The sequence below is a fragment of the Enterobacter sp. MF024 genome, from assembly GCF_005843915.1.
GTDB lineage: Bacteria > Pseudomonadota > Gammaproteobacteria > Enterobacterales > Enterobacteriaceae > Enterobacter > Enterobacter barmai.
On sequence record NZ_VCBB01000005.1, the window covers coordinates 342711 to 363315 of the forward strand.

A 20605-nucleotide genomic window follows, 5' to 3' on the forward strand; every position below is an offset into this window, starting at 1 on the left:
CCGGGTTATCACCCGGCTTTTTTATTAACGCGCGACGGCGTTTTCGACTTTCTCGTCAGCCCGCCAGACGCGGTACTTCACCTCGATGTTCGCAGGCGTGTAGACCACAATCGGCAGCTTGCTGTTGTAGCGCAGCAGGCTATGCTCGCCCAGACTGGCGATCACAAATTTGCGGGTCTTCTTGCCGTCCGGGCAGGCCATCATGGTGGAGACCGGCGAAGTGACCTTATCGAAGACGTAATAGTCATATCCCCAGCCTTCCAGCGTCTTGCTGGTTAACTGACCGCCGAGGCGATGCGCGTTACAGTCCACCTCCAGCGTCTGGCCGATCAGCAGTTCAACCTTGTAATTCGCTTCATCTTTCTGCTCTGGCAGGTCAATAACCTGGCGCTTCATACCCTGTTCCGCCTGCGGATACGGGGCCGTTTTGCTGAGCGGCTGGTCGGCAGACGTGGCGTATGCACTGGCGCAGGTGAGGGCCAGCAGGCCGACGATGCTTTTGGATGCGTTTTTCACAGTCATTCCTTTTTATGTCAAACGGTGGCCATCACCCTATCACAACTGGTGTTTTTTGCCTTAATTTTATTTTTATCTGGTTTATATCACTGACAAAAAGCCTTTAATCTGGTTTTAAATTCTGGATTGGTGCCGGAGGGGCGATCGTGGTAGGGTGAGCAGCATCTTTGTTATCTATCTGTGAAGGAAAACACGCATGGTACGTAATAAACTTAACACCCCGGCGGGGAAAAAATTTCTGCTGGCGCTGCTGACGGTTTTTCTGATCGCGGTGATGGGGGTGGGCCGTGTGACCATCATTGGCGTGGTTGAGCAGTACAACATTCCGCTGACCGAGTGGACCACCAGCATGTACGTTCTGCAATCGGCGATGGTGCTGGTTTACAGCACGGTCTTTACCGTCCTGCTGGCTATCCCGCTGGGGATATTTTTCCTCGGCGGCAGCGATAAGCACTGAGCATGATCTCCCGGTTTTCCACGCTGAGCCGGATCCCAAAAGGGGTCTGGGTGGTTGGCGGCGTCAGCATGTTGATGGATATTTCATCGGAAATTATCCATAGCTTACTGCCGCTCTTTATGGTGACCACCCTGGGCGCCAGCGTGATCTTCATTGGCCTGATCGAAGGGCTGGCGGAAGCTACCGCGCTTATCATTAAGGTCTTTTCCGGCGCTATCAGCGACTATCTCGGAAAACGTAAAGGGCTGGCGCTGCTGGGTTACGGGCTGGGTGCCGCCAGCAAGCCGCTGTTTGCCATCGCCTCCTCGTCGGGGATGATCCTCGGCGCGCGCCTGATTGACAGGGTAGGGAAGGGGATCCGCGGCGCACCCCGCGACGCGCTGGTCGCCGACGTCACCCCGCCCGAACTACGCGGGGCAGCATACGGACTGCGCCAGTCGATGGATACCATCGGCGCCTTTCTGGGGCCGCTGCTGGCCGTCGGCATGATGCTGCTGTGGAACGACGATTTTCGCACGATCTTCTGGATTGCCGTGATTCCCGGCGTTTTAGCCGTCTTGCTGCTCTTTGTCGGCCTGCATGAGCCCGCCACCCCTGTCGCCCACAAACGTACCAACCCTGTCAAAAAAGAGAACCTGAAGCGCCTCGGCGCCAGCTGCTGGTGGGTGATTGGCCTCGGGGCAGTTTTCACTCTGGCCCGGTTCAGCGAGGCCTTTCTGGTGCTGCGCGCCCAGCAGGCCGATATTCCGCTGGCATTAATCCCGCTGGTGATGGTCGCCATGAACCTGCTGTACGCGTTTTCGGCCTATCCGTTCGGCAAACTCTCCGATGCCATGAGCCACACCCGCCTGCTGATGTGGGGGCTGGCGGTGTTGATAGCCGCCGATATCGTGCTGGCGCTGAGCACCCACTGGGTGGGGATTATCGTCGGCGTGGCGCTGTGGGGGATCCATATGGGGATGACCCAGGGACTGCTGACCGCTATGATCGCCAAAACGGCCCCCGCCGACCTGCGCGGTACCGCGTTTGGCCTGTTCAGCATGGTGAGCGGCGTGGCATTGCTGATTGCCAGCCTGGGGGCGGGGATCATCTGGGAAACGTGGGGCGCGGAATACACCTTCTATGCCGGAGCGATGATCTGCCTGATAACGCTGATCTACCTGCTGAAACGACCGGCGGAGCTGTAAAGCGCCCGTCAGGGGAAAATTATTCCGTTAATAATTCGGAGAGTTAGCGCGGTTTTGTTACCAATGTGGTCCTTTCAGTCAGGAGAACACCATGAAACGGACCACACTTTACACCGCGCTGGCGTCAGCCCTTCTGCTGCCTTCGCTTTACGCTCATGCAGGCCCGCAGGCCCAGGTTGTCTGCGCCTATAACCACACCCTTGGCGATGACGCCATCATGATGTACGGCCACGCTAACCAGGCGATGCTGCACGATTTTTTCGGTAACACCCATACCGATGCTTTCTCTGACTATGCCTCTTTGCGTAAGCAGCCGGAAACCACCTGCGATAACAAAGCGGACGGCTCGGCTTACTGGGCGCCGTCGATGCGCCTGCCGGACGGTACGGTGGTGCAGCCCGCGTATCAGAAAACCTACTATCAGGCCAGCAACGTCGATCAGTATCCCCTCAACCCGTTCCCGGCAGGTCTGGCGCTGCTGGCGGGGGACCATCACGGCAGTGCCCCTAACTCGCGGATCACCTTTTTATGCGGCAACGGCAAAGGTTACACCAATAAAATCGGTGAAGTGTGCGGGTTGAGAAAGGCTAAAGATGCGGTGCAGTTTAATATCGGCATCCAGTTCCCCAACTGCTGGGACGGCATTCACCTCAAACCCCACCACGGCATGGCAAATGCCACATACGATGTGAAAGGGCAGTGCCCGTCCGGTTATCCGGTGAAAATCCCGACGGTTAACATGAACGTGGCTTACGTGCTTCACGACATCACCTCTCTGGATACGGCCAAAGCGCAGCTTTCCCTCGATCCCGTCATGAATGGCGATGCGCGGGAAGAACGCTGGGGAAGCCTCTACACCGCCCACGCTGACTTTTTAAATGGCTGGCACGAAGACAGCGCGCGGTTTATGACTGAGCTGTGCATGAATCAGAGCATGGATTGCGGTACCAACGTGGCGTACAGCTATTCGAAGGCGCTGGCCAACGTCTGGGTGAGCAGCGAAACGCCGGCTACCCCGGCACCTGCGCCGCAAACCCTGCTGGTTCAGGATAACTGGAAAAACGGCGGCCGCACCCGCAACAGCGAGACCATGAGTCTGGTTAAATTTAAGATCCCGGCGCTGCCGGAAGGGCAGGATCCATCGCAGTTCAAATACCGGGTGCGGATCTACGGCGGAAAAGTCGAAGCCAACGGCGCGGATCAGATCTTCTTTTATCCGGCCAGCAACGACTGGGATCCTGCGACCGTCACATGGAAGAAACGTCCTTCCTGCAGTTACAACTCGGATGCGATCCTCTATCTCAATAACGCCCGAGAATACCGCATGCTGGACGTCGATAAAGCAGTGCGAAAAGCGCTGGCCGCAGGCAAGACAGAAATTTCCTGGTACATCGGCGGGGATCGTCAGGGGAATCACTACCAGTTCCAGCCCGCTAACGCCAAAGAGAGCCTGGTCCTGATGGTGGTGGGCTATAAAAAGACGCCGGAAATTTAACCGGGCGTAAAACCTGAGTACACATGCCAGCCAGCTAACAGGCTGGCTTTTTTATGGCTTACAAACGCTTACAATTGTCGGGATAGGTTATAAAAGGAGAGTCAATTCAGTTAGTTGAGTAATTTATTGTGCTGGGCCTGTTTCATCTGAAACGGCTCTCAGTGTTATTGACGGATGAATTTTACCTTTAGAAATAATGGCATAGTTAATCGTCCTGACTCATATCAATAACTTATTAGTTTGACTTTAAAATAATTTCCTTTGTGAATCACAGCACGCAATGATAATTTCCGATGCGAATCAACTGTGTTGTTTTTAAGCAGAGCGACTTGTTTACAAAGTAATAATAACTCGCTGATTTTATTATTTTTAATCTTCGTGGTGTTAACTAATATGGTCAAAAAATTACTGCTCGCTGTTATGCTCTCCGCTGTAGTGTCGTCCCCGGCACTGGCGATTAACGCAAAGTATCGCGCCCAGCTTGAACGCTCCGGATGTAATGAACAAACGGATATGGACGGCAGCTGCGACATTCATAAATCAAAGGCGGAGAACCAGAAATCCGCTGAACTGAACAGCTTTCTGCGCGATAGCGTTCATGGACAAAACGTTGATGCTGCTTACAACGCGCTTGAGGGATATGGTTTTAAAAATACAAAACCGCTGACCTGGGTAAAGGGCATGCAGACCGTGGCCTTAAAAATCAGTAGTGCTGATGTTGTTACCAGCGCCACTGTAGTTCACTGACATTTTTTTCTTAGCAAAATCAATGAGGTCCACAGGTTTCGTTGCGACCGCCCTGGTCGCATCCCTTAGCCTTTGCGCCGCGTCCGCCGTTCATGCCTCTGAATCAATTCAGGTGGGTTTTAGTCCTGAAGGATCGGCCAGAGCCTTAGTTATTAACGCCATCAATTCTGCCCAATCGAGGATAGATATGATGGCGTATACCTTCAGCAGCGCCGACATCGTGCAGGCGCTGGTGAGTGCTGAAAAGAGAGGCGTCAGGGTGAGGGCAGTGATTGACTACCGGCGCAACCAGAACAGGACCAGTAAAAAAGCGGTGGTTTGGGCCCTGGCTAACGGGGTCAATATCAGGGAAGACAATCACTACCACATCCAGCACGACAAGATGATGATCGTTGACGGAGAAACGCTTGAAACAGGATCGTTTAATTTTGCAGCATCGGCGGAGTTTGAAAACTCAGAAAACGTGCTGATCATCAAAGGCAACCCGCAGCTTCTCGCCCGGTATCAGGCTCATTTCAATAGCCGCTGGCTTATCGCTAAAAAGTAGTTCCCTTCATATCACAGGCATAAAAAAACCAACCGCAATGGGTTGGTTTTTTGGGATTTTTGGTCGGCACGGAGAGATTTGAACTCTCGACCCTCGCCACCCCATGACGATGCGCTACCAGGCTGCGCTACGTGCCGACACGAGAAATTTATACTACCCATTTCCGCATTTAATGCAAGTGTGGCGCAGGCTAACTGATTAATTTTAAATCAGTTAGCGATGAACCGTTTCTCATCCGTCAGCACCTGTAACAGCAGGCTTAGCTGCGGCGTCTGGTCGTCAAGTTTCTCACCCTGCGGGTTATAGGTTTTGTAATTACCGTTGCTGCTCAGCACCAGCGTCAGAGTCGGCGTCGTGACGGCCAGCGTATTATTGCTGGCGGCAGTAACCCAGTTATGACGACGCGTTGCGCTGAACAGATCCTGACCCTGAGAATACTCATTGGCAGGCGTGCTGACATGGAGCAGACGCTGCATCAGGGTGGTCATCACATCCTTATGATCGGTCAGCATGTTAATGCGCTGCGATGGCGTGCCAGGCCAGTGGATCACCAGAGGAACGTGCAGGCGAGGGCGCGCCCAGTCGACACCATTACCCTCATCACCCAGCGGCACGCCGTGTCCGGCGGTGATCACCACTACCGTGTTATCCAGTTTGCCGGATTCGCGCAGCGCGTCCAGCACCCGGGCAATCTGGTTATCCACATTGCCTGCGGCCTGGGCGTAGCGGCGGTTAAAGGCTTTCTGGTTGCTGTTATCAAGCGTTGTGCCGTTCAGGGCAATCCAGGAGAACCAGCGGTTATCGTCCTGGGCATATCGGTTAAGCCAGTTGATCCACTGTCCGGCAGTCTGTTCGTCGGACTGGCTCTTCGTTGTTGGCAAAGAGAAATCAGACAGCAGCGCCTGGCGGTACAGCGGGCTGTTAAAGCCGTCTGAGGAGAACAGGCCCAGTTGGTAGCCCTGCTGGTTCAGCCCGGTGATCAGCGCCGCAGGGATACGCGACGACAGCACGCCGTCCATATAGCCCGGCGAAATGCCGTAGAACAGACCAAAGATACCGGCATCGGTGGAGTTACCCGAGCTCATGTGCTGGGTAAAGTTGATGTTCTTATCGGCGAACTCTGCCAGCGTCGGCATTTGCTTTTCGAAGCGCGAATAGTTAAGACCATCGACGGTGATAAGCAGGACGTTCTGCCCCTGACCCATGTCACGGTAGCGCAGATCGCTCAGCGGATACTGCACCGATACGGCCTCAGGATCGCCTTGTTCGATCAGGCGGCGCTGATACTCCTGAGCATCCAGCAGGCCGTGTTTCTCGAGGAAGCGACGGGCGGTCATCGGATAGGAGAGCGGCAGGTTCGCGCGCTGCATGGTGATCGGCCGGTAGAAGTTGGCGTCCGCCCAGATATACATGAAATGCGAGCCGATAAAGGCCACGAAAAACAGGGCGGCGACCGGTTTAGCGTAGCGACGGCGGCGCGTCAGGCTGCGCAGTTTTTGCCAGCTCCAGGTGGCAAACAGCATCTCAATCAGCAGGATTATGGGCACGCTGATAAACATCAGCTGCCAGTCACGCGCCGTTTCGTTCTGGTCGGGATTGATCACCAGTTCCCAGACGACGGGATTAAGATGCAGGTGGAAGCGGGTAAAGACCTCGCTGTCGATCAGCAGCAGCGTCATGCCTGCGGTGGCGAGGATGGCGGAGACAAACCGCATCAGCCGCTGCGACATGACGATAAACGTCAGCGGGAAGAGGATCAGCAGATAGGTGGCAAATACCAGAAAGCTGAAATGGCCAATGACGCTTATCCAGGAGTAAACGCGTCCGGCAAGCGTCGTCGGCCAGTCGGCGACAAACAGATAACGACTGCCAAGCACCATGGCCAGCAGAATGTTAAACAGGGCAAACCAGTGTCCCCAGCTAACCATCTGGGAGACTTTTTCACGGTAGCGCTGACGATTCGTCACCATAAACGGGTTCGTTTCCCTTAGTGCGCCTGGTCGTCGTTGACCGAGGACTGTAAGGCCTGGGCGAAGGATTTCGCGATCGCCTGGCGCTGGGCCGGCGCAACGCTGGTATTGATAAGGTTAGTCACCATATTTCCCAGCACCATCAGGGAAAGGTCGGTCGGCGCCTTATGTTTTTCCAGTACGTTGAGCAGCTCACTGAGCATTTGTTCAACGTGTTCATCACTATAGCGGGAGAGTTGTGGCATAAATCGAAATCTGTTTGTAGAGGAAAGGGCAACATATTACCGTAGCAACAGCTTTTTTTCCCCTTTTTTATCTTCGGTTGCATACATGACTGCGGGGTGGTTGAATACGGCCCGGTCTAAAAGGAGAGTTTATCATGAGTCTGGATATCAACCAGATTGCCCTGCACCAGCTTATCAAGCGTGATGAGCAAACCCTTGAACTGGTGCTGCGCGATTCGTTACTGGAACCGACGCCTACCGTTGTTGACATGATGGCAGAGCTGCACCGCGTTTACAGTGCCAAAAATAAAGCCTATGGCCTGTTCAGCGAAGAGAGCGAGCTGGCGCAGGCGCTGCGCCTGCAGCGTCAGGGCGAAGAAGAGTTCCTCGCGTTCAGCCGCGCGGCAACCGGCCGCCTGCGTGATGAGCTGGCAAAATACCCCTTTGCCGATGGCGGGATCGTCCTGTTCTGCCACTATCGTTACCTGGCGGTCGAATACCTGCTGGTGGCGGTGCTGAATAACTTAAGCAGCATGCGCGTCAATGAGCAGCTGGATATCAGCTCGACCCACTATCTGGACATCAACCATGCGGATATCGTGGCGCGTATCGATCTGACCGAGTGGGAAACCAACCCGGAATCCACCCGCTATCTCACCTTCCTGAAAGGCCGGGTAGGGCGCAAAGTTGCCGACTTCTTTATGGATTTCCTCGGTGCCAGCGAAGGCCTGAACGCCAAAGCGCAGAATAAAGGCCTGCTGCAGGCAGTGGATGACTTCACCGCAGAAGCCGAGCTGGATAAAGCTGAACGCCAGAACGTGCGTCAGCAGGTGTATGCCTACTGCAACGAGCAGCTGCAGGCGGGTGAAGAGATCGAGCTGGAGTCGCTCTCCAAAGAGCTTTCCGGCGTCAGCGAAGTGAGCTTCCAGGAGTTTACAGCAGAGAAGGGTTACGAGCTGGAAGAGAGCTTCCCGGCGGATCGCAGTACGCTGCGTCAGCTGACCAAATTTGCCGGTAGCGGCGGCGGGTTAACCATTAATTTCGATGCCATGCTGCTCGGCGAGCGCATTTTCTGGGATCCGGCGACCGACACGCTGACCATTAAAGGCACCCCGCCAAACCTGCGCGACCAGCTTCAGCGCCGCACCTCCGGCGGCAAATAACAGCCATAAAAAAACCCCGCTGATGCGGGGTTTTTTTTCGACAGGTTTGCGATTACGCGCGAACGAAGTCGATGTGAGACAGTTTTGGCTTGTAAGCGTGACGCTGTACTGCCTGAGCTTTAACTTTCTCTTCTTTACCGTCGATAACGATAGTCAGAACTTCGCTGTAGAACTCAGCTTTGTCCTGCATGTTCCACAGTTTGTCGTGGTCCAGTTCGATTGCGACAGGAGCAGCTTCGCCGCCATAGATGATGGCCGGGAATTTGTTAGCTGCACGCAGGCGGCGGCTCGCACCCTTACCCTGCTCTTTACGTACTTCTGCATTGATAGTGAACATTGATTTCTCTCTGTATATAAAATCCTGCTACAGGCGACCCAGCAACAGGTGAGTGTTCTGCCTCACGGATGTGAAGCGGGCGGCATTTTATACTCAAATGACTTTTACATCAATGAAAAGTCCCGTTATCCCCGCAATTCATTGGCGCGGCGGAAGCGGCCCTCATAATCAAACACCTTTTCACGTACCTGCCAGAACTGGCCTTTTTTCCGCGCCACCACAAAATCCGGGTGGCGCAGTAACGGCTGTTGATGAAGGATATCCCCGGCGGTAGCCCAGCGCAGCGGCACGCCGGGCGTGCGGGTATGCGGGCGGATAAACAGCTGTTCAAAGGCGGTACGCTGGGCGGGCGTCTGCAGACGGAAGCGCTCACTTACATCGGCGCCGTCTTCATCGTAATAGGTGATTTTCAGCCACTCGCCTTTCTCATCGGCACCCTGCGCCAGTTCCATACCGCTACAGCGCAGCACCAGCGCGTCCTTCAGCTTCAGGGCCGCTTTCAGCATATCGTCGGGATCGACCAGCACCGCATCGCAGGTGCGGCACCGACGGGCGGCGATATCGTTCTCGGCATTGCACTGCGGGCAGTTTTTAAAGCGGAAGCGATAGTCGCACTGCTCGCGATGGCCCTCGTCATCTTCAAACCAGCCCTGGCAGCGGCGGCCAAAGTGTTCGATTAGCGTGCCGTCAGAGGTGGTTTTACCCCAGAAGGTATTGGCAAATCCGCAGGCGGGACAAAACACCTGCACCGGTACGTTGTCGCTTTTGCCTTTTGGCGCGCCCACTTCCGGAGCATAAAGGTCGTGCGGGTTACCGGCGTAATCCAGGATCAGACAGTCGGTTTTTCCGGGGGCCAGGCGCAGGCCGCGGCCCACAATCTGCTGATAAAGGCTGACGGATTCAGTCGGGCGCAGAATGGCTATCAGGTCCACGTGCGGGGCATCAAAGCCGGTAGTAAGCACTGACACATTGACCAGATAGCGAAACTGCTGCGCCTTAAAGGCTTCAATCAGCTGGTCACGCTCGCTGCCCGGCGTTTCGCCGGTGATCAGCCGCGCATCGCTGGCGGGCAGCAGGCCGGTTATCTCCCTGGCGTGCTCCACGGTGGCGGCAAAAATCATTACCCCTTTGCGCGTGGCGGCAAACTCCATAATCTGGCTGATGATATGCGGGGTAATACGATCCTGCTTTTTCAGCTCGCGGTTAAGGTCTGCCTCGCTGAACAGGCCGTTACTCTGCACCTGCAGGCGGCTGAAATCATACTGCACCACCGGCATGTCCAGCCGTTCCGGCGGCGTCAGGTAGCCATGTTTAATCATGTAGCGCAGCGGCAGCTCGTAAATGCAGTCCCGGAACAGCGCGTTTTCATTCCCGCGCACCATGCCGTGATAATGAAAACGGTATATCCAGCCTTTACCGAGGCGGAACGGCGTGGCGGTGAGTCCCAGCAGACGGATCTGCGGATTGACGCTCCTGAGATGGCTCAGGATCTGCTGATACTGGCTGTCGTCGTCATCGCTGATGCGATGGCACTCGTCCACAATCAGCAGGGAGAATTCGCTCTGAAATTTGTCGAGGTTGCGCGCCACCGACTGCACGCTGCCGAACACCACCTTGCCGTGGCTCTCTTTACGCTGTAACCCGGCGGCAAAGATATCGGCCTCCAGACCCAGGGCCAGATACTTGGCATGGTTTTGCGCCACCAGCTCTTTGACGTGCGCCAGCACCAGCACGCGGCCACGGGCCAGGCGCGCCAGTTCGGCGATCACCAGGCTTTTGCCTGCGCCGGTGGGCAGCACAATGGCCGCCGGTTCTTTATGCTGACGAAAGTGGGCGAGGGTGGCGTCCACGGCTTCCTGCTGGTAGGGGCGAAGTGTAAAGGTCATGGGGTCTCGGTTTGGTTATCTCGCTTATATTATGCCACGAAACTTTTTCCCTTGAGTGGCGCACAGAGCCCGTTATACTGAGCTGTTTCCGACTGCTTCTTTTCCGGACGCATTGTCCGGCTCCTGGCACCTTTAAGGCTTAAAATATTTCATGCGACTTGATAAGTTTATCGCTCAGCAACTCGGCGTAAGCCGCGCTATTGCCGGGCGTCTGATCCGCGCCAGCCACGTCACCGTGGATGGCGATATTGTGCGAGACAGCGCGTTCAAACTCCAGCCTGACCAACAGGTAGAATATGAAGGCAATGCGCTGATCCAGCAGACTGGCCCGCGTTACTTCATGTTGAACAAACCGGAAGGGTATGTCTGCTCCACCGACGATCCCGATCATCCTACCGTGCTCTATTTCCTTGATGAGCCCGTCGCGCACAAACTGCATGCCGCCGGACGTCTGGATATCGATACCACCGGCCTGGTGCTGATGACCGACGACGGCCAGTGGTCGCACCGCATCACCTCCCCGCGTCACCACTGTGAGAAGACCTATCTGGTGACCCTGGAAAACCCGGTGAGCGACAGCACGGCAGAACAATTCGCCCACGGCGTGCAGCTGCATAATGAAAAAGATCTGACCAAACCCGCCGTGCTGGAAGTCATCACCCCAACCGAAGTGCGTCTGACCATCAGCGAAGGGCGCTATCATCAGGTTAAACGCATGTTTGCCGCCGTGGGAAATCACGTTGTCGGGCTGCATCGCGAACGGATCGGGGATATCACTCTCGACCCGGACCTTGAGCCGGGTGAATACCGCCCGTTGACGGAAGAAGAAATTGCCAGCGTTGGCCTCTCTTCACGCTAATTTCAGGAGCTAACTGTGACCACCAGGCCACACTCGTCGTTGAGCATTGTCTTTATTCTTGGCCTGCTGGCCATGCTGATGCCGCTGTCCATCGACATGTATCTGCCCGCGCTGCCGGTGATCGCCCAGCAGTTTGGCGTGCCGGCAGGCAGCGTGCAAATGACCCTCAGCAGCTATATTCTCGGTTTCGCGCTCGGGCAGCTGCTCTACGGGCCAATGGCCGACAGCCTTGGGCGTAAACCGGTGGTGCTGGGCGGCACGCTGGTGTTCGCCGGCGCGGCGATGGCCTGTGCCATGGCGCAGTCCGTCGATCACCTGATTGTGATGCGTTTCTTCCACGGCCTGGCGGCTGCGGCGGCAAGCGTGGTCATCAACGCCCTGATGCGTGATATCTACCCGAAAGAAGAGTTCTCCCGCATGATGTCATTCGTCATGCTGGTCACTACCGTGGCCCCGCTGGTGGCGCCAATGGTCGGGGGCGCGGTGCTGGTGTGGTTTAGCTGGCACGCGATTTTCTGGATCCTGGCGCTGGCGGCCCTGCTGGCCTCGGCGATGATCTTCTTCTTTATTAAAGAGACGCTGCCCGCCGAGCACCGGCAGAAGTTTCATATTCGCACCACGCTTGGCAATTTTGCCTCGCTGTTTCGTCATAAGCGCGTGCTGAGCTACATGCTGGCCAGCGGCTTCAGCTTTGCCGGGATGTTCTCGTTCCTCAGCGCCGGGCCGTTTGTCTACATTGAGCTTAACCATGTTTCTCCGCAGCACTTTGGCTATTACTTCGCGCTGAACGTGGTGTTCATCTTCGTGCTGACGATGATTAACAGCCGCTTCGTTCGCCGGGTAGGGGCGCTGAACATGTTCCGCATCGGGCTGTGGATCCAGTTCGTGATGGCGGTGTGGATGGTGGTGACTGCCTTCTTCGATGTCGGGTTCTGGGCGCTGGTGGTGGGTATCGCGGCGTTTGTTGGCTGCATATCGATGGTTTCGTCCAACGCCATGGCGGTCATCCTCGACGAGTTCCCGCACATGGCCGGAACCGCCTCTTCGCTGGCGGGAACCTTCCGTTTCGGGATCGGTGCTATTGTCGGCGCACTGCTTTCGCTGGCGACCTTTAACAGCGCCTGGCCGATGCTCTGGACAATTGCGCTGTGCGCCACCGGCTCCATTGTTTTCTGCCTCTACGCCAGTCGGCCGCGAAAATCGGTGAACTGATGCACAATTAAGGGCCCTGACGGGGCCCTTTTTTGATTCAGGTCAATTAAAAGGCGGTTCATTGACCTCATGTTTGTTTCTTTTATGTAAAATCTATTTATGTAAATAGTCACATCTTTGTAGTTAAAAAGGTTGTGTTAGATCACAGAAACGGGTACATATAGCGCCGCTATGAACCTGAAACACTGACAAAAAGCCCTGATAAATAAGACGTCAGCGCCCATGGAAACTGGGTGTAAGCGTTTTCTTACTAAAAACAGAGCAGGTGAGTGATGATGTGTTACTATAAATGTAAATAGATTGTGAAGTATATTTTGCTTCCGGGGAACAAACGTGAATACATTACAGCTCTCAATTGTGCATCGCTTGCCGCAGAGCTATCGCTGGTCAGCGGGTTTTGCAGGCTCGAAGGTTGAACCGATTCCGCAGAGCGGAACAAATCCTGATAACTGTCTGGTGGCTCTTAAGCTGCTGAGCCCGGAAGAGGGCAACGCGTGGCCGTTGATGGAAAAGCTGAGCCAGGCGCTGACCGACATTGAGCTTTACAGCTCGGTGCTGGAGTGCGAAGGCGAGCCGTGCCTGTTCGTGAAAAGCCAGGATGAGTTCGCGGCAACCTGCCGCCTGAAAAACGTCGGTGTGGCTATCGCCGAGCCTTTCTCGGGTCAGAATCCTTTCTGAAGCGTCAGCGTAACGCTAACAGCTGACGCGTATACTCCTGCGTCGGCGCGGCAAACACGCGCTGACAGTCTCCCTGCTCGACCACCTCTCCCTGACGTAACACAATCACCTGGTGACATAGCGCCCGTACCACCTGTAAATCGTGGCTGATGAAGATATAGGCTAAGCGGTGTTTTTGCTGCAGACCTTTCAGCAGCGCCAGAATCTGCGCCTGCACGGTTTTGTCGAGGGACGACGTCGGTTCATCGAGAATAATCAGCTCCGGGCGCAGGATTAGCGCCCGGGCAATGGCGATGCGCTGGCGCTGGCCACCGGAAAAGGCGGCCGGGTAGCGATGCCGGGTCTGCGGATCCAGTCCCACTTCCCCCATCACCCGAATGACTTCTTCTTCGCGTGCCTGCACGCTGAGCCCGGGCTGATGGACGCGCAGCCCCTCCTCAATAATCTGCTGCACGTTAAGGCGCGGGTTAAGAGAAGAGTTAGGATCCTGGAAAACCACCTGCATCCGGTGGCGGACAGGGAGCATCTGGCGGCGATCCCACTCATGCAGAGGGCGATCGTCAAATAAAATCTCCCCCTTCGAGGCGATCAGGCGTAACAGCGCCAGCCCGGTGGTGCTCTTGCCGGATCCCGATTCGCCCACCAGCCCCAGGGTCTCGCCGGGACGCAGGGTAAAGCTGACGTTGTTCAGCACCCGCTTGTTGTCCACCACCCGGCGCAGGATGCCTTTGCGCACCGGAAACGCCACCGAGAGATCCTTCACGCGCAGCAAAGGCTGAGCAGCCTCCGGCAGCGGGACGGGATCCCCGGCGGGCTCGCTGTTGAGAAGTCGCTGGGTGTAGGGATGCTGCGGCGCGGCTAACAGCGACGCGGCGCGGTTCTGCTCCACGCAGCGGCCGTTCTGCATTACCGCCACCTGGTCGGCCAGCTTTTTCACGATGCTGAGATTGTGGGTGATAAACAGCAGGCTCATGTTCAGCTCGTCGCGCAGCTCGCGTAACAATTGCAGGATCTGCGCCTGCACCGTGACGTCCAGCGCGGTGGTCGGCTCGTCGGCGATCAGCAGCTCCGGGCGCGTCAGCAGCGCCATGGCGATCATCACCCGCTGGCGTTCCCCCCCGGAAAGCTGATGCGGAAAATCGCCGAGCCGTTTTGCGGCGTTGCGGATCCCGGTGCGCTCCAGGCAGTCGAGTATTTCACCCCGGGCGGCCTCCTTGCGCATCCCGCGATGCAGGGAGAGGACCTCATAGAGCTGTTTTTCGAGCGTGTGCAGCGGATTCAGCGACACCATCGGCTCCTGGAAGATCATGGCGATCTTATTTCCGCGCACGCCGCGCAGGGTGCGCTCGTCGGCATGCAGCAGCGACTGGCCGTGAAACAGAATATCGCCCTGAGGATAGACCACCGGCGGGGCAGGCAGCAGACGCAGTATGGACAGGGCTGTGACGCTCTTACCGGAACCCGATTCACCCACCAGCGCCAGCGTCTCACCGGCATCAATTTTCAGGGAGATATCGTTCACCACGGTGCGCACTTCGCCCTGCTGGCGAAAGGCAATGGAGAGCGCGTCGATATGGAGCAGGGGCTGCGTCATCTTACACCGCCTTATTCGGGTCAAAAGCGTCACGGACCGCTTCGCCAATAAAAATCAGCAATGAGAGCAGCACGGCGACGGAGAGAAAGGCGGTGATCCCGAGCCACGGCGCCTGCAAATTATTTTTACCCTGCAACAGCAGTTCCCCCAGCGAAGGCGAGCCCAGCGGCAGGCCGAAGCCGAGAAAATCGAGGGAGGTGAGGGTGGTGATGGAACTGCACAGAATAAACGGCAGGAAGGTTAACGTCGCCACCATGGCGTTCGGCAGCATGTGGCGGAAAATGATCCCGCGGTCGCTTACCCCCAGCGCCTGGGCCGCGCGAATATAATCGAAGTTGCGGGTGCGCAGAAATTCCGCCCGCACCACGCCCACCAGCGCCATCCAGCCAAACAGTACCGTGATAGCCAGCAGCCACCAGAAGTTGGGCTGTACCACGCTTGAGAGCAGAATGATTAAGAACAGCGTCGGCATGCCGGACCACACTTCGATAAATCGCTGTCCCCAGAGGTCGATCCTGCCGCCGTAATAGCCCTGGATCGCTCCCGCCAGTACCCCCATCACGCTGGAAAAAAGGGTCAGCATCAGGCCAAACAGAATGGAAATTCGCGTCCCGTACAGAATGCGCGCCAGCACATCGCCGCCGTTGGCATCGGTGCCCAGCCAGTTTTGCGCCGAGGGTGGCGACGGGAATGGGGTGGTAGTGGCAAAGTTAATGCTGTTGGCACCAAAGCGGACCGGGGTCCACAACACCCAGCCATGCTCGTTTAACTGCGCCTGTAGCCACGGGTCCTGATAATCCGCCGCGGTGGCAAAGGGGCCGCCAAAGTCGCTCTCGCTGTAGTTTTTGAGCACCGGGACGTACCAGCGATCGTTAAAGTGCACCAGCAGCGGCTTGTCGTTGGCGATGATCTCCGAGCACAGGCTCAGGGCAAAAAACAGGGCGAAGATCCACAGCGACCAGTAGCCGCGGCGGTTGTGGCGAAAGCGAGCCCAGCGGGCCTGGTTGATGGGGCTTAAGCGCGGCATCAGCGACCCTCAAAATCAATACGCGGATCGACCAGCGTATAGCAGATATCACTGAGGATATTCAGCAGCAGGCCAATCAGGGTGAAAATATAGAGCGTGCCAAACATCACCGGATAGTCCCGCGAGACGGTGGCCTCGTAGCCCAGCAGACCCAGGCCGTTGAGGGAGAACATCACCTCAATAAGCAGGGAGCCGGTAAAGAACATGCTGATAAAGGTGGCCGGAAATCCGGCGATCACCAGCAGCATGGCATTGCGAAAAATGTGTTTCCACAGGATACGCCGCTCGCTCACCCCTTTGGCGCGGGCGGTCACCACGTACTGCTTGCGGATCTCGTCGAGAAAAGCGTTTTTGGTCAGCATGGTCAGCGCCGCAAATCCGCCGATCACCGTCGCCAGCACCGGCAGGGTGATATGCCACAGGTAATCGGCGATCTTCTGATACCAGGGCAGCGTGTCGAAATCGGTGGAAACCAGGCCGCGCAGCGGGAAGAGGTCGAAGTAGCTGCCGCCCGCGAAAAAGACAATCAGCAGCACGGCAAACAGGAAGGCCGGGATGGCATAGCCAATAATAATGAAGGTGCTGCTCCAGATATCGAACCGGCTGCCGTTATCCATCGCTTTACGGATGCCGAGCGGGATTGACACCAGGTAGATGATCAGCGTGCCCCATAGCCCGAGCGTAATGGAAACCGGCAGGCTCTCTTTGATCAGATGCAGCACCGACGCGCTGCGAAACAGGCTGTCGCCAAAATCAAAGCGCAGGTAATCTCCCAGCATTTTGAAGTAGCGCTCATGGATCGGCTTATCAAAGCCGTAACGCTGGGTGATCTCGGCGATCACCTCGGGATCGAGGCCGCGCCCGCCGCGATAGTGGCTCTCATTGATGTTGCCCACCCCGGTGCGGGCATGGCTGGCGCGCATCCCCTCATCGCCTCCGCCGGGCATCGCACCGCTGTTGCCAAATTCAATGGCGGCAATGGCCTGATCCACCGGCCCGCCGGGGGCAATCTGCACGATAAAAAAGTTGATGGTGATAATCGCCCACAGGGTGGGGATCACCAGCAGTAAACGACGAAGTAAATAAGCGCCCATTGCGATCCCTTAACGCCGTTCGGCGGGTAATTTCGCCGCTTTGTTAACGTCATACCACCAGTTATCAAACCCGAGGGAATAGACCGGGCGCTGGGCGGGAAGGGAGAATTTATCCCAGCGGGCAACCCTGTCTTCCCCCATAAACCACATTGGCAGCATGTAATAGTTCCAGGTTAACACCCGATCCAGCGCGCGCCCGAGAGGCAGCAGTTTGGCTTTATCCCCCTGCGCGGCGACGATTTGGGCGATCAGGTTATCCACCGCCGGGTTTTTCACCCCCGGTGAGTTATAAGTGGAATCAATGTACTGAGAGGCCCATGAAATCTGCAGGTCAGTACTGGGCCACGGCGTTGCCCGCCACAGGCGCGGCATCATGTCGTAATCGCGGTTGCGCATCCGGTTGGTGATCTGTGAATTATCCACCTGGCGGATATTCAGGACGATGCCGAGGCGTTCCAGGTTGTGCTGGAACGGCAGCACCCATTGGTTATTGCCCCCTGAGGGCAGCAGCAGTTCAAAACTGAGCGGTTTACCGGTTTGCTTGCTGACCCGCTGCTTATTTTTAATTTCCCAGCCCGCCTCATCCAGCAGCCGGCTGGCTTTCAGCAGGTTATCACGATCGTAGCCGTCGCCTTTTGAGACGGGGGGCTGAAAGACGCTGGTAAAGACTTCCGGGGGAACGGCGCTTTTGAGCGGCCCGAGAAGCGTTAGTTCAGCGGCATCCGGATAACCCGTTGCGGCATATTCGGTATTCTGGAAATAGCTGTTGGCCCGGCTGTAGGCGCCGTAAAACAGCGCTTTGTTCATCCACTCGAAATCAAAGGCGAGAGTAATGGCCTGGCGCACGCGGCGGTCGGTAAATACCGGGCGCTGAATATTAAACGCCAGCCAGCGCGTGTCCTGGGCGGAATCATTTTTGAAGGACTCTTTCACGATATAGCCCCGGTCAAAATTCCTGCCCTTGTAGCGGGTGGCCCAGTTTTTGGCGCTGCTTTCGACCCGCATATCAAACGCACCCGCTTTAAAGGCTTCGAAGGCCACGTTGTCGTCCAGATAGTAGTCGTAGCGCAGGGTGTCGAAATTCCAGCGGCCCCGGTTTACCGGCAGGTTTGCCGCCCAGTAATCCTTAACCCGGGAATAGATCACATACTGCCCCATCTTCCAGCGGGTGATGCGGTAGGGCCCACCGGCCAGCGGCGGTTTAGAGAGCGGGTCGCTGAGCTTGTGATCTTTCCAGAACTTCTCCGGCATTACCGGCAGGGTCAGCAGGCTCAGCATATCCTCTTTATTGGGGCTGGTAAGGGCGATGCGCACCGTCAGCGGCGCGATGGCCGTGATCGTCGCCCCTTTATAGACCAGCCGGAACTGCGGCACGCCTTCGGTCATAAATTTATGGAAGGTGAAGGCGATATCGCTGGCCCTGACCGGCGTCCCGTCGTGAAAACGCGCCAGCGGGTTGATGGTAAGCTCCATCCAGGAAAAATCATCTGCATAACGCGCGGTTTCGGCCACCAGGGGATAATAGCTGCCGGGTTCATCGTCGGAGGTGGTAAAGAGGGTATCGTAGAGGGCGTCGGTGCGCTCTGCCGCTACGCCGCGCAGGGCATAACGGTTGAAGTTATCAAAGGTGCCGTTCGCCGCCAGGGTGACAGCGCCGCCTTTTGGCGCGGCAGGATTGACGTAATCGTAATGATCGAAATTGATAGCGTATTTAGGCTCGCCAATCACCGCGAACGCGTAGCTCTCTTTAATGGTTTGCGCCTGACTGAACCCGCTCATCAACGCCACCAGCAGCAACATCATACGCACAATCATTCCGCTACGTTTTCCTTCTATATTCTCGACGGGCAGGATACCTGAATGATAAGTGACGCAGCGGTGGTTGGGAAATTATTCGCTATCAAGGTGAATATCAGGTTTCCAGCTCAGGAACTGCTCCAGAATCAACGGGCGGCTTATCCAGTACCCCTGCAGCAGATTAACGCCGTGATCGCGCAGCCATTTCGCCTGTTCGGCGGTCTCGACACCTTCTGCGACCGTCACCATGTTCAGCCGTCGCGCCAGGGTCAGCACCGCATCCAGTACCGGAGAGGTGACGGTTTCCATCCCGATGGCGCTCACAAAGCCGCGGTCGATTTTCAGGTAGTCCATGGTGAAATGCTCAAGGTAGATCAGGGCGCTGTGCCCGGTACCAAAATCATCCACGGCGATTTCAAAACCTTCCAGATGTAGCCACTCAAACAGCCTGGTCGCTTCCCGCTGATTCAGCATATCGCGTTCGGTAATTTCGAGCACAATCTGGAAATGATCCGGCGGCAGCGAGGCGGCGAATTGACGCATATCGTCTTTAAAGCTGTCGGCGTGCAGATGCCCGGGCGAAATATTAATACCCAGCTTGGAACCTGGCGGCAGCCGTTTAGCCAGGGCCGGTGCGTCGCGGCGGATCAGGTCGAAGAGATGCAGCGTCAGCGGCACAATAAGCTGCTGGGCCTCGGCAAAGTTAATAAAGGCATCCGGCGGGATAGCCCCTGCGCCGGGATGTTGCCAGCGCATCAGCACCTCCACGCCCCGCATCTGCAAATCCTTCGAATCCACCACCGGCTGGTACACCACATGAAACTGATTCTGCTTGATACCGGTGAGGATCTCTTTACGCGGATTGGCGCGCATCATCAGCCAGAAGAAGCAGAGCAGCCCAATACTGGAGCCGCACAGCAGACCGAACAGTAGCGCGAAGATCAGATCTTCCGCCGTCCAGATGTCGCCGTACAGATTAATGGTGAGCGGCAGTCCCTTTATCTGGCTTGAACGCAGAGGCCTGTCGTCTAAATCTTTAGTGTGGATTAACCGGGTTGAATGCGTCGAAAAAGCCGTATTGCCGATGATAAGGGCAATCCCGGCGAACTCATCCTGACGGGCGGTATAGAGCAGGTACGGCGTCAGATTGAGGTTAATGGAGGTAAATACGCCGCCGTCTTTAATCAGCTGATTACGATGCCACAACACAATGGCCGGTTTTTCCGGCATCATCGGTGTACCCGGCAACAGGGCCATGTCTACCGCTTTATTAACGTCGATATCTGGCACAAGTTCGTTAAGCAGGACATGCATAGGACCGGTGGCTGACGAGCAAAAAGCCATTTTATCTTTAACCAGCAGAAAGGCGCGGACGTTAAGACTGAATGAGGCGCGGGAAGTGAGTTCAGATTTGACGTCCTTGCACTCGCTGAGCGTCAGCGGCTGTAATTTATCAATAGAAGTCTGCAGCTCTTCAAAATAACTTTCCATGTACACGCGAAGGTCGCTAATCAGGTTGTCGTATTTCACGTCGCGCTTATGGTAGCTGTAAAAAAACTGCATACCGCCGCAGAGCAGGGCGACAATAAGAGCTGAAAGCATGCTGAGCATCAGCACTTTTCGGCGGGACGATAAATGGCGGGTAAACATAAATGTTATGGGATCCTGATGTGCCGCCCGCGTTATCATGACGGCTAAACTCACGCTACTACAAGACTATAGCCTGGAACGAGAACTCCAGAATTATCGCGAATCGCGATAAAAAAAAAGCACTGCAATAGCAGTGCTTTTTACCATGCTGTCAGCCAAGGGAAA

The 20605-nt window shown here is 56.2% G+C and carries 19 protein-coding genes and 1 tRNA gene; 9 read left to right on the plus strand and 11 right to left on the minus strand.

From position 1 onward, the window contains the following. Positions 1-24 precede the first annotated feature (24 nt). Entirely contained in the window at positions 25-522 is a 498-nt protein-coding gene (gene eco / locus FFB58_RS11035; RefSeq protein WP_138369889.1) for a serine protease inhibitor ecotin, read from the minus strand. Between the two features lie 190 nt (positions 523-712). Here eco and FFB58_RS11040 point away from each other — a divergent pair, with 190 nt between their 5' ends. The 5 genes from FFB58_RS11040 (at position 713) to FFB58_RS11060 (ending at position 4949) form a co-directional block, all read left to right on the plus strand. Beyond that, positions 713-973, plus strand: a complete 261-nt coding sequence (locus FFB58_RS11040; protein WP_039031021.1) for a DUF2534 family protein — start codon at positions 713-715, stop codon at positions 971-973. Positions 974-975: 2 nt separating this feature from the next. Further along, a complete protein-coding gene (locus FFB58_RS11045) occupies positions 976-2160 on the plus strand; it encodes an MFS transporter (protein ID WP_138369890.1) in 1185 nt (394 codons plus the stop codon). A 91-nt stretch (positions 2161-2251) separates the two neighbouring features. Beyond that, on the plus strand, positions 2252-3655 hold the full coding sequence (locus FFB58_RS11050) for a DUF1996 domain-containing protein (protein WP_138369891.1): 1404 nt from the start codon (positions 2252-2254) through the stop codon (positions 3653-3655). Positions 3656-3961: 306 nt separating this feature from the next. Further along, on the plus strand, positions 3962-4402 hold the full coding sequence (locus tag FFB58_RS11055) for a hypothetical protein (RefSeq protein ID WP_138369892.1): 441 nt from the start codon (positions 3962-3964) through the stop codon (positions 4400-4402). A 22-nt stretch (positions 4403-4424) separates the two neighbouring features. Further along, entirely contained in the window at positions 4425-4949 is a 525-nt protein-coding gene (locus FFB58_RS11060; RefSeq protein WP_138369893.1) for a phospholipase D family protein, read from the plus strand. 60 nt (positions 4950-5009) lie between these two features. On the opposite strand, the gene FFB58_RS11065 is transcribed toward FFB58_RS11060, so the two are convergent. The 3 genes from FFB58_RS11065 to FFB58_RS11075 form a co-directional block, all read right to left on the minus strand. Continuing rightward, a tRNA-Pro gene (locus tag FFB58_RS11065) sits at positions 5010-5086 on the minus strand. Positions 5087-5158: 72 nt separating this feature from the next. After that, entirely contained in the window at positions 5159-6919 is a 1761-nt protein-coding gene (yejM, locus tag FFB58_RS11070) for an LPS biosynthesis-modulating metalloenzyme YejM (protein WP_039031026.1), read from the minus strand. A gap of 17 nt (positions 6920-6936) precedes the next feature. Then, entirely contained in the window at positions 6937-7164 is a 228-nt protein-coding gene (locus FFB58_RS11075) for a YejL family protein (RefSeq protein ID WP_032612681.1), read from the minus strand. Positions 7165-7298: 134 nt separating this feature from the next. On the opposite strand from FFB58_RS11075, the gene yejK reads away from it, so the two are divergent. Beyond that, entirely contained in the window at positions 7299-8306 is a 1008-nt protein-coding gene (gene yejK, locus FFB58_RS11080; protein WP_039031027.1) for a nucleoid-associated protein YejK, read from the plus strand. A gap of 52 nt (positions 8307-8358) precedes the next feature. Here the strand turns inward: yejK and rplY are convergent, their stop codons facing one another. Both rplY and FFB58_RS11090 read right to left on the minus strand, forming a co-directional pair. After that, positions 8359-8643: a 50S ribosomal protein L25 gene (gene rplY, locus FFB58_RS11085; RefSeq protein WP_039031028.1), complete on the minus strand. Its 285-nt coding sequence runs from the start codon at positions 8641-8643 to the stop codon at positions 8359-8361. A 125-nt stretch (positions 8644-8768) separates the two neighbouring features. Continuing rightward, on the minus strand, positions 8769-10529 hold the full coding sequence (locus FFB58_RS11090) for a DEAD/DEAH box helicase (protein WP_138369894.1): 1761 nt from the start codon (positions 10527-10529) through the stop codon (positions 8769-8771). Positions 10530-10680: 151 nt separating this feature from the next. On the opposite strand from FFB58_RS11090, the gene rsuA reads away from it, so the two are divergent. From rsuA to FFB58_RS11105, 3 genes are all read left to right on the plus strand, one after another. Continuing rightward, complete coding sequence (gene rsuA / locus FFB58_RS11095; RefSeq protein WP_039031030.1) at positions 10681-11388, plus strand: 16S rRNA pseudouridine(516) synthase RsuA; 708 nt, start codon at positions 10681-10683, stop codon at positions 11386-11388. Between the two features lie 15 nt (positions 11389-11403). After that, entirely contained in the window at positions 11404-12600 is a 1197-nt protein-coding gene (locus FFB58_RS11100; RefSeq protein WP_039031031.1) for a Bcr/CflA family multidrug efflux MFS transporter, read from the plus strand. Between the two features lie 333 nt (positions 12601-12933). Continuing rightward, positions 12934-13278: a YejG family protein gene (locus tag FFB58_RS11105; protein ID WP_039031032.1), complete on the plus strand. Its 345-nt coding sequence runs from the start codon at positions 12934-12936 to the stop codon at positions 13276-13278. 4 nt (positions 13279-13282) lie between these two features. Here FFB58_RS11105 and yejF read toward each other — a convergent pair whose 3' ends face one another. From yejF to FFB58_RS11130, 5 genes are all read right to left on the minus strand, one after another. Then, positions 13283-14872, minus strand: a complete 1590-nt coding sequence (gene yejF, locus FFB58_RS11110; RefSeq protein WP_138369895.1) for a microcin C ABC transporter ATP-binding protein YejF — start codon at positions 14870-14872, stop codon at positions 13283-13285. 1 nt (position 14873) lies between these two features. Then, a complete protein-coding gene (locus tag FFB58_RS11115) occupies positions 14874-15899 on the minus strand; it encodes an ABC transporter permease (RefSeq protein ID WP_039031034.1) in 1026 nt (341 codons plus the stop codon). Next, a complete protein-coding gene (locus FFB58_RS11120) occupies positions 15899-16993 on the minus strand; it encodes a microcin C ABC transporter permease YejB (protein ID WP_138369896.1) in 1095 nt (364 codons plus the stop codon). Before FFB58_RS11120 ends, FFB58_RS11115 begins: the two co-directional genes overlap by 1 nt. A 9-nt stretch (positions 16994-17002) precedes the next feature. Beyond that, positions 17003-18808 carry an extracellular solute-binding protein gene (locus FFB58_RS11125; RefSeq protein WP_138369897.1) on the minus strand — a complete coding sequence of 602 codons (1806 nt, stop codon included), beginning with the start codon at positions 18806-18808 and terminating at the stop codon, positions 17003-17005. A 75-nt stretch (positions 18809-18883) separates the two neighbouring features. Next, the gene (locus FFB58_RS11130; RefSeq protein WP_138369898.1) at positions 18884-20440 is read right to left on the minus strand and encodes a cyclic di-GMP phosphodiesterase; all 1557 of its coding nucleotides are present in this window, start codon (positions 20438-20440) and stop codon (positions 18884-18886) included. Positions 20441-20605: the final 165 nt, after the last annotated feature.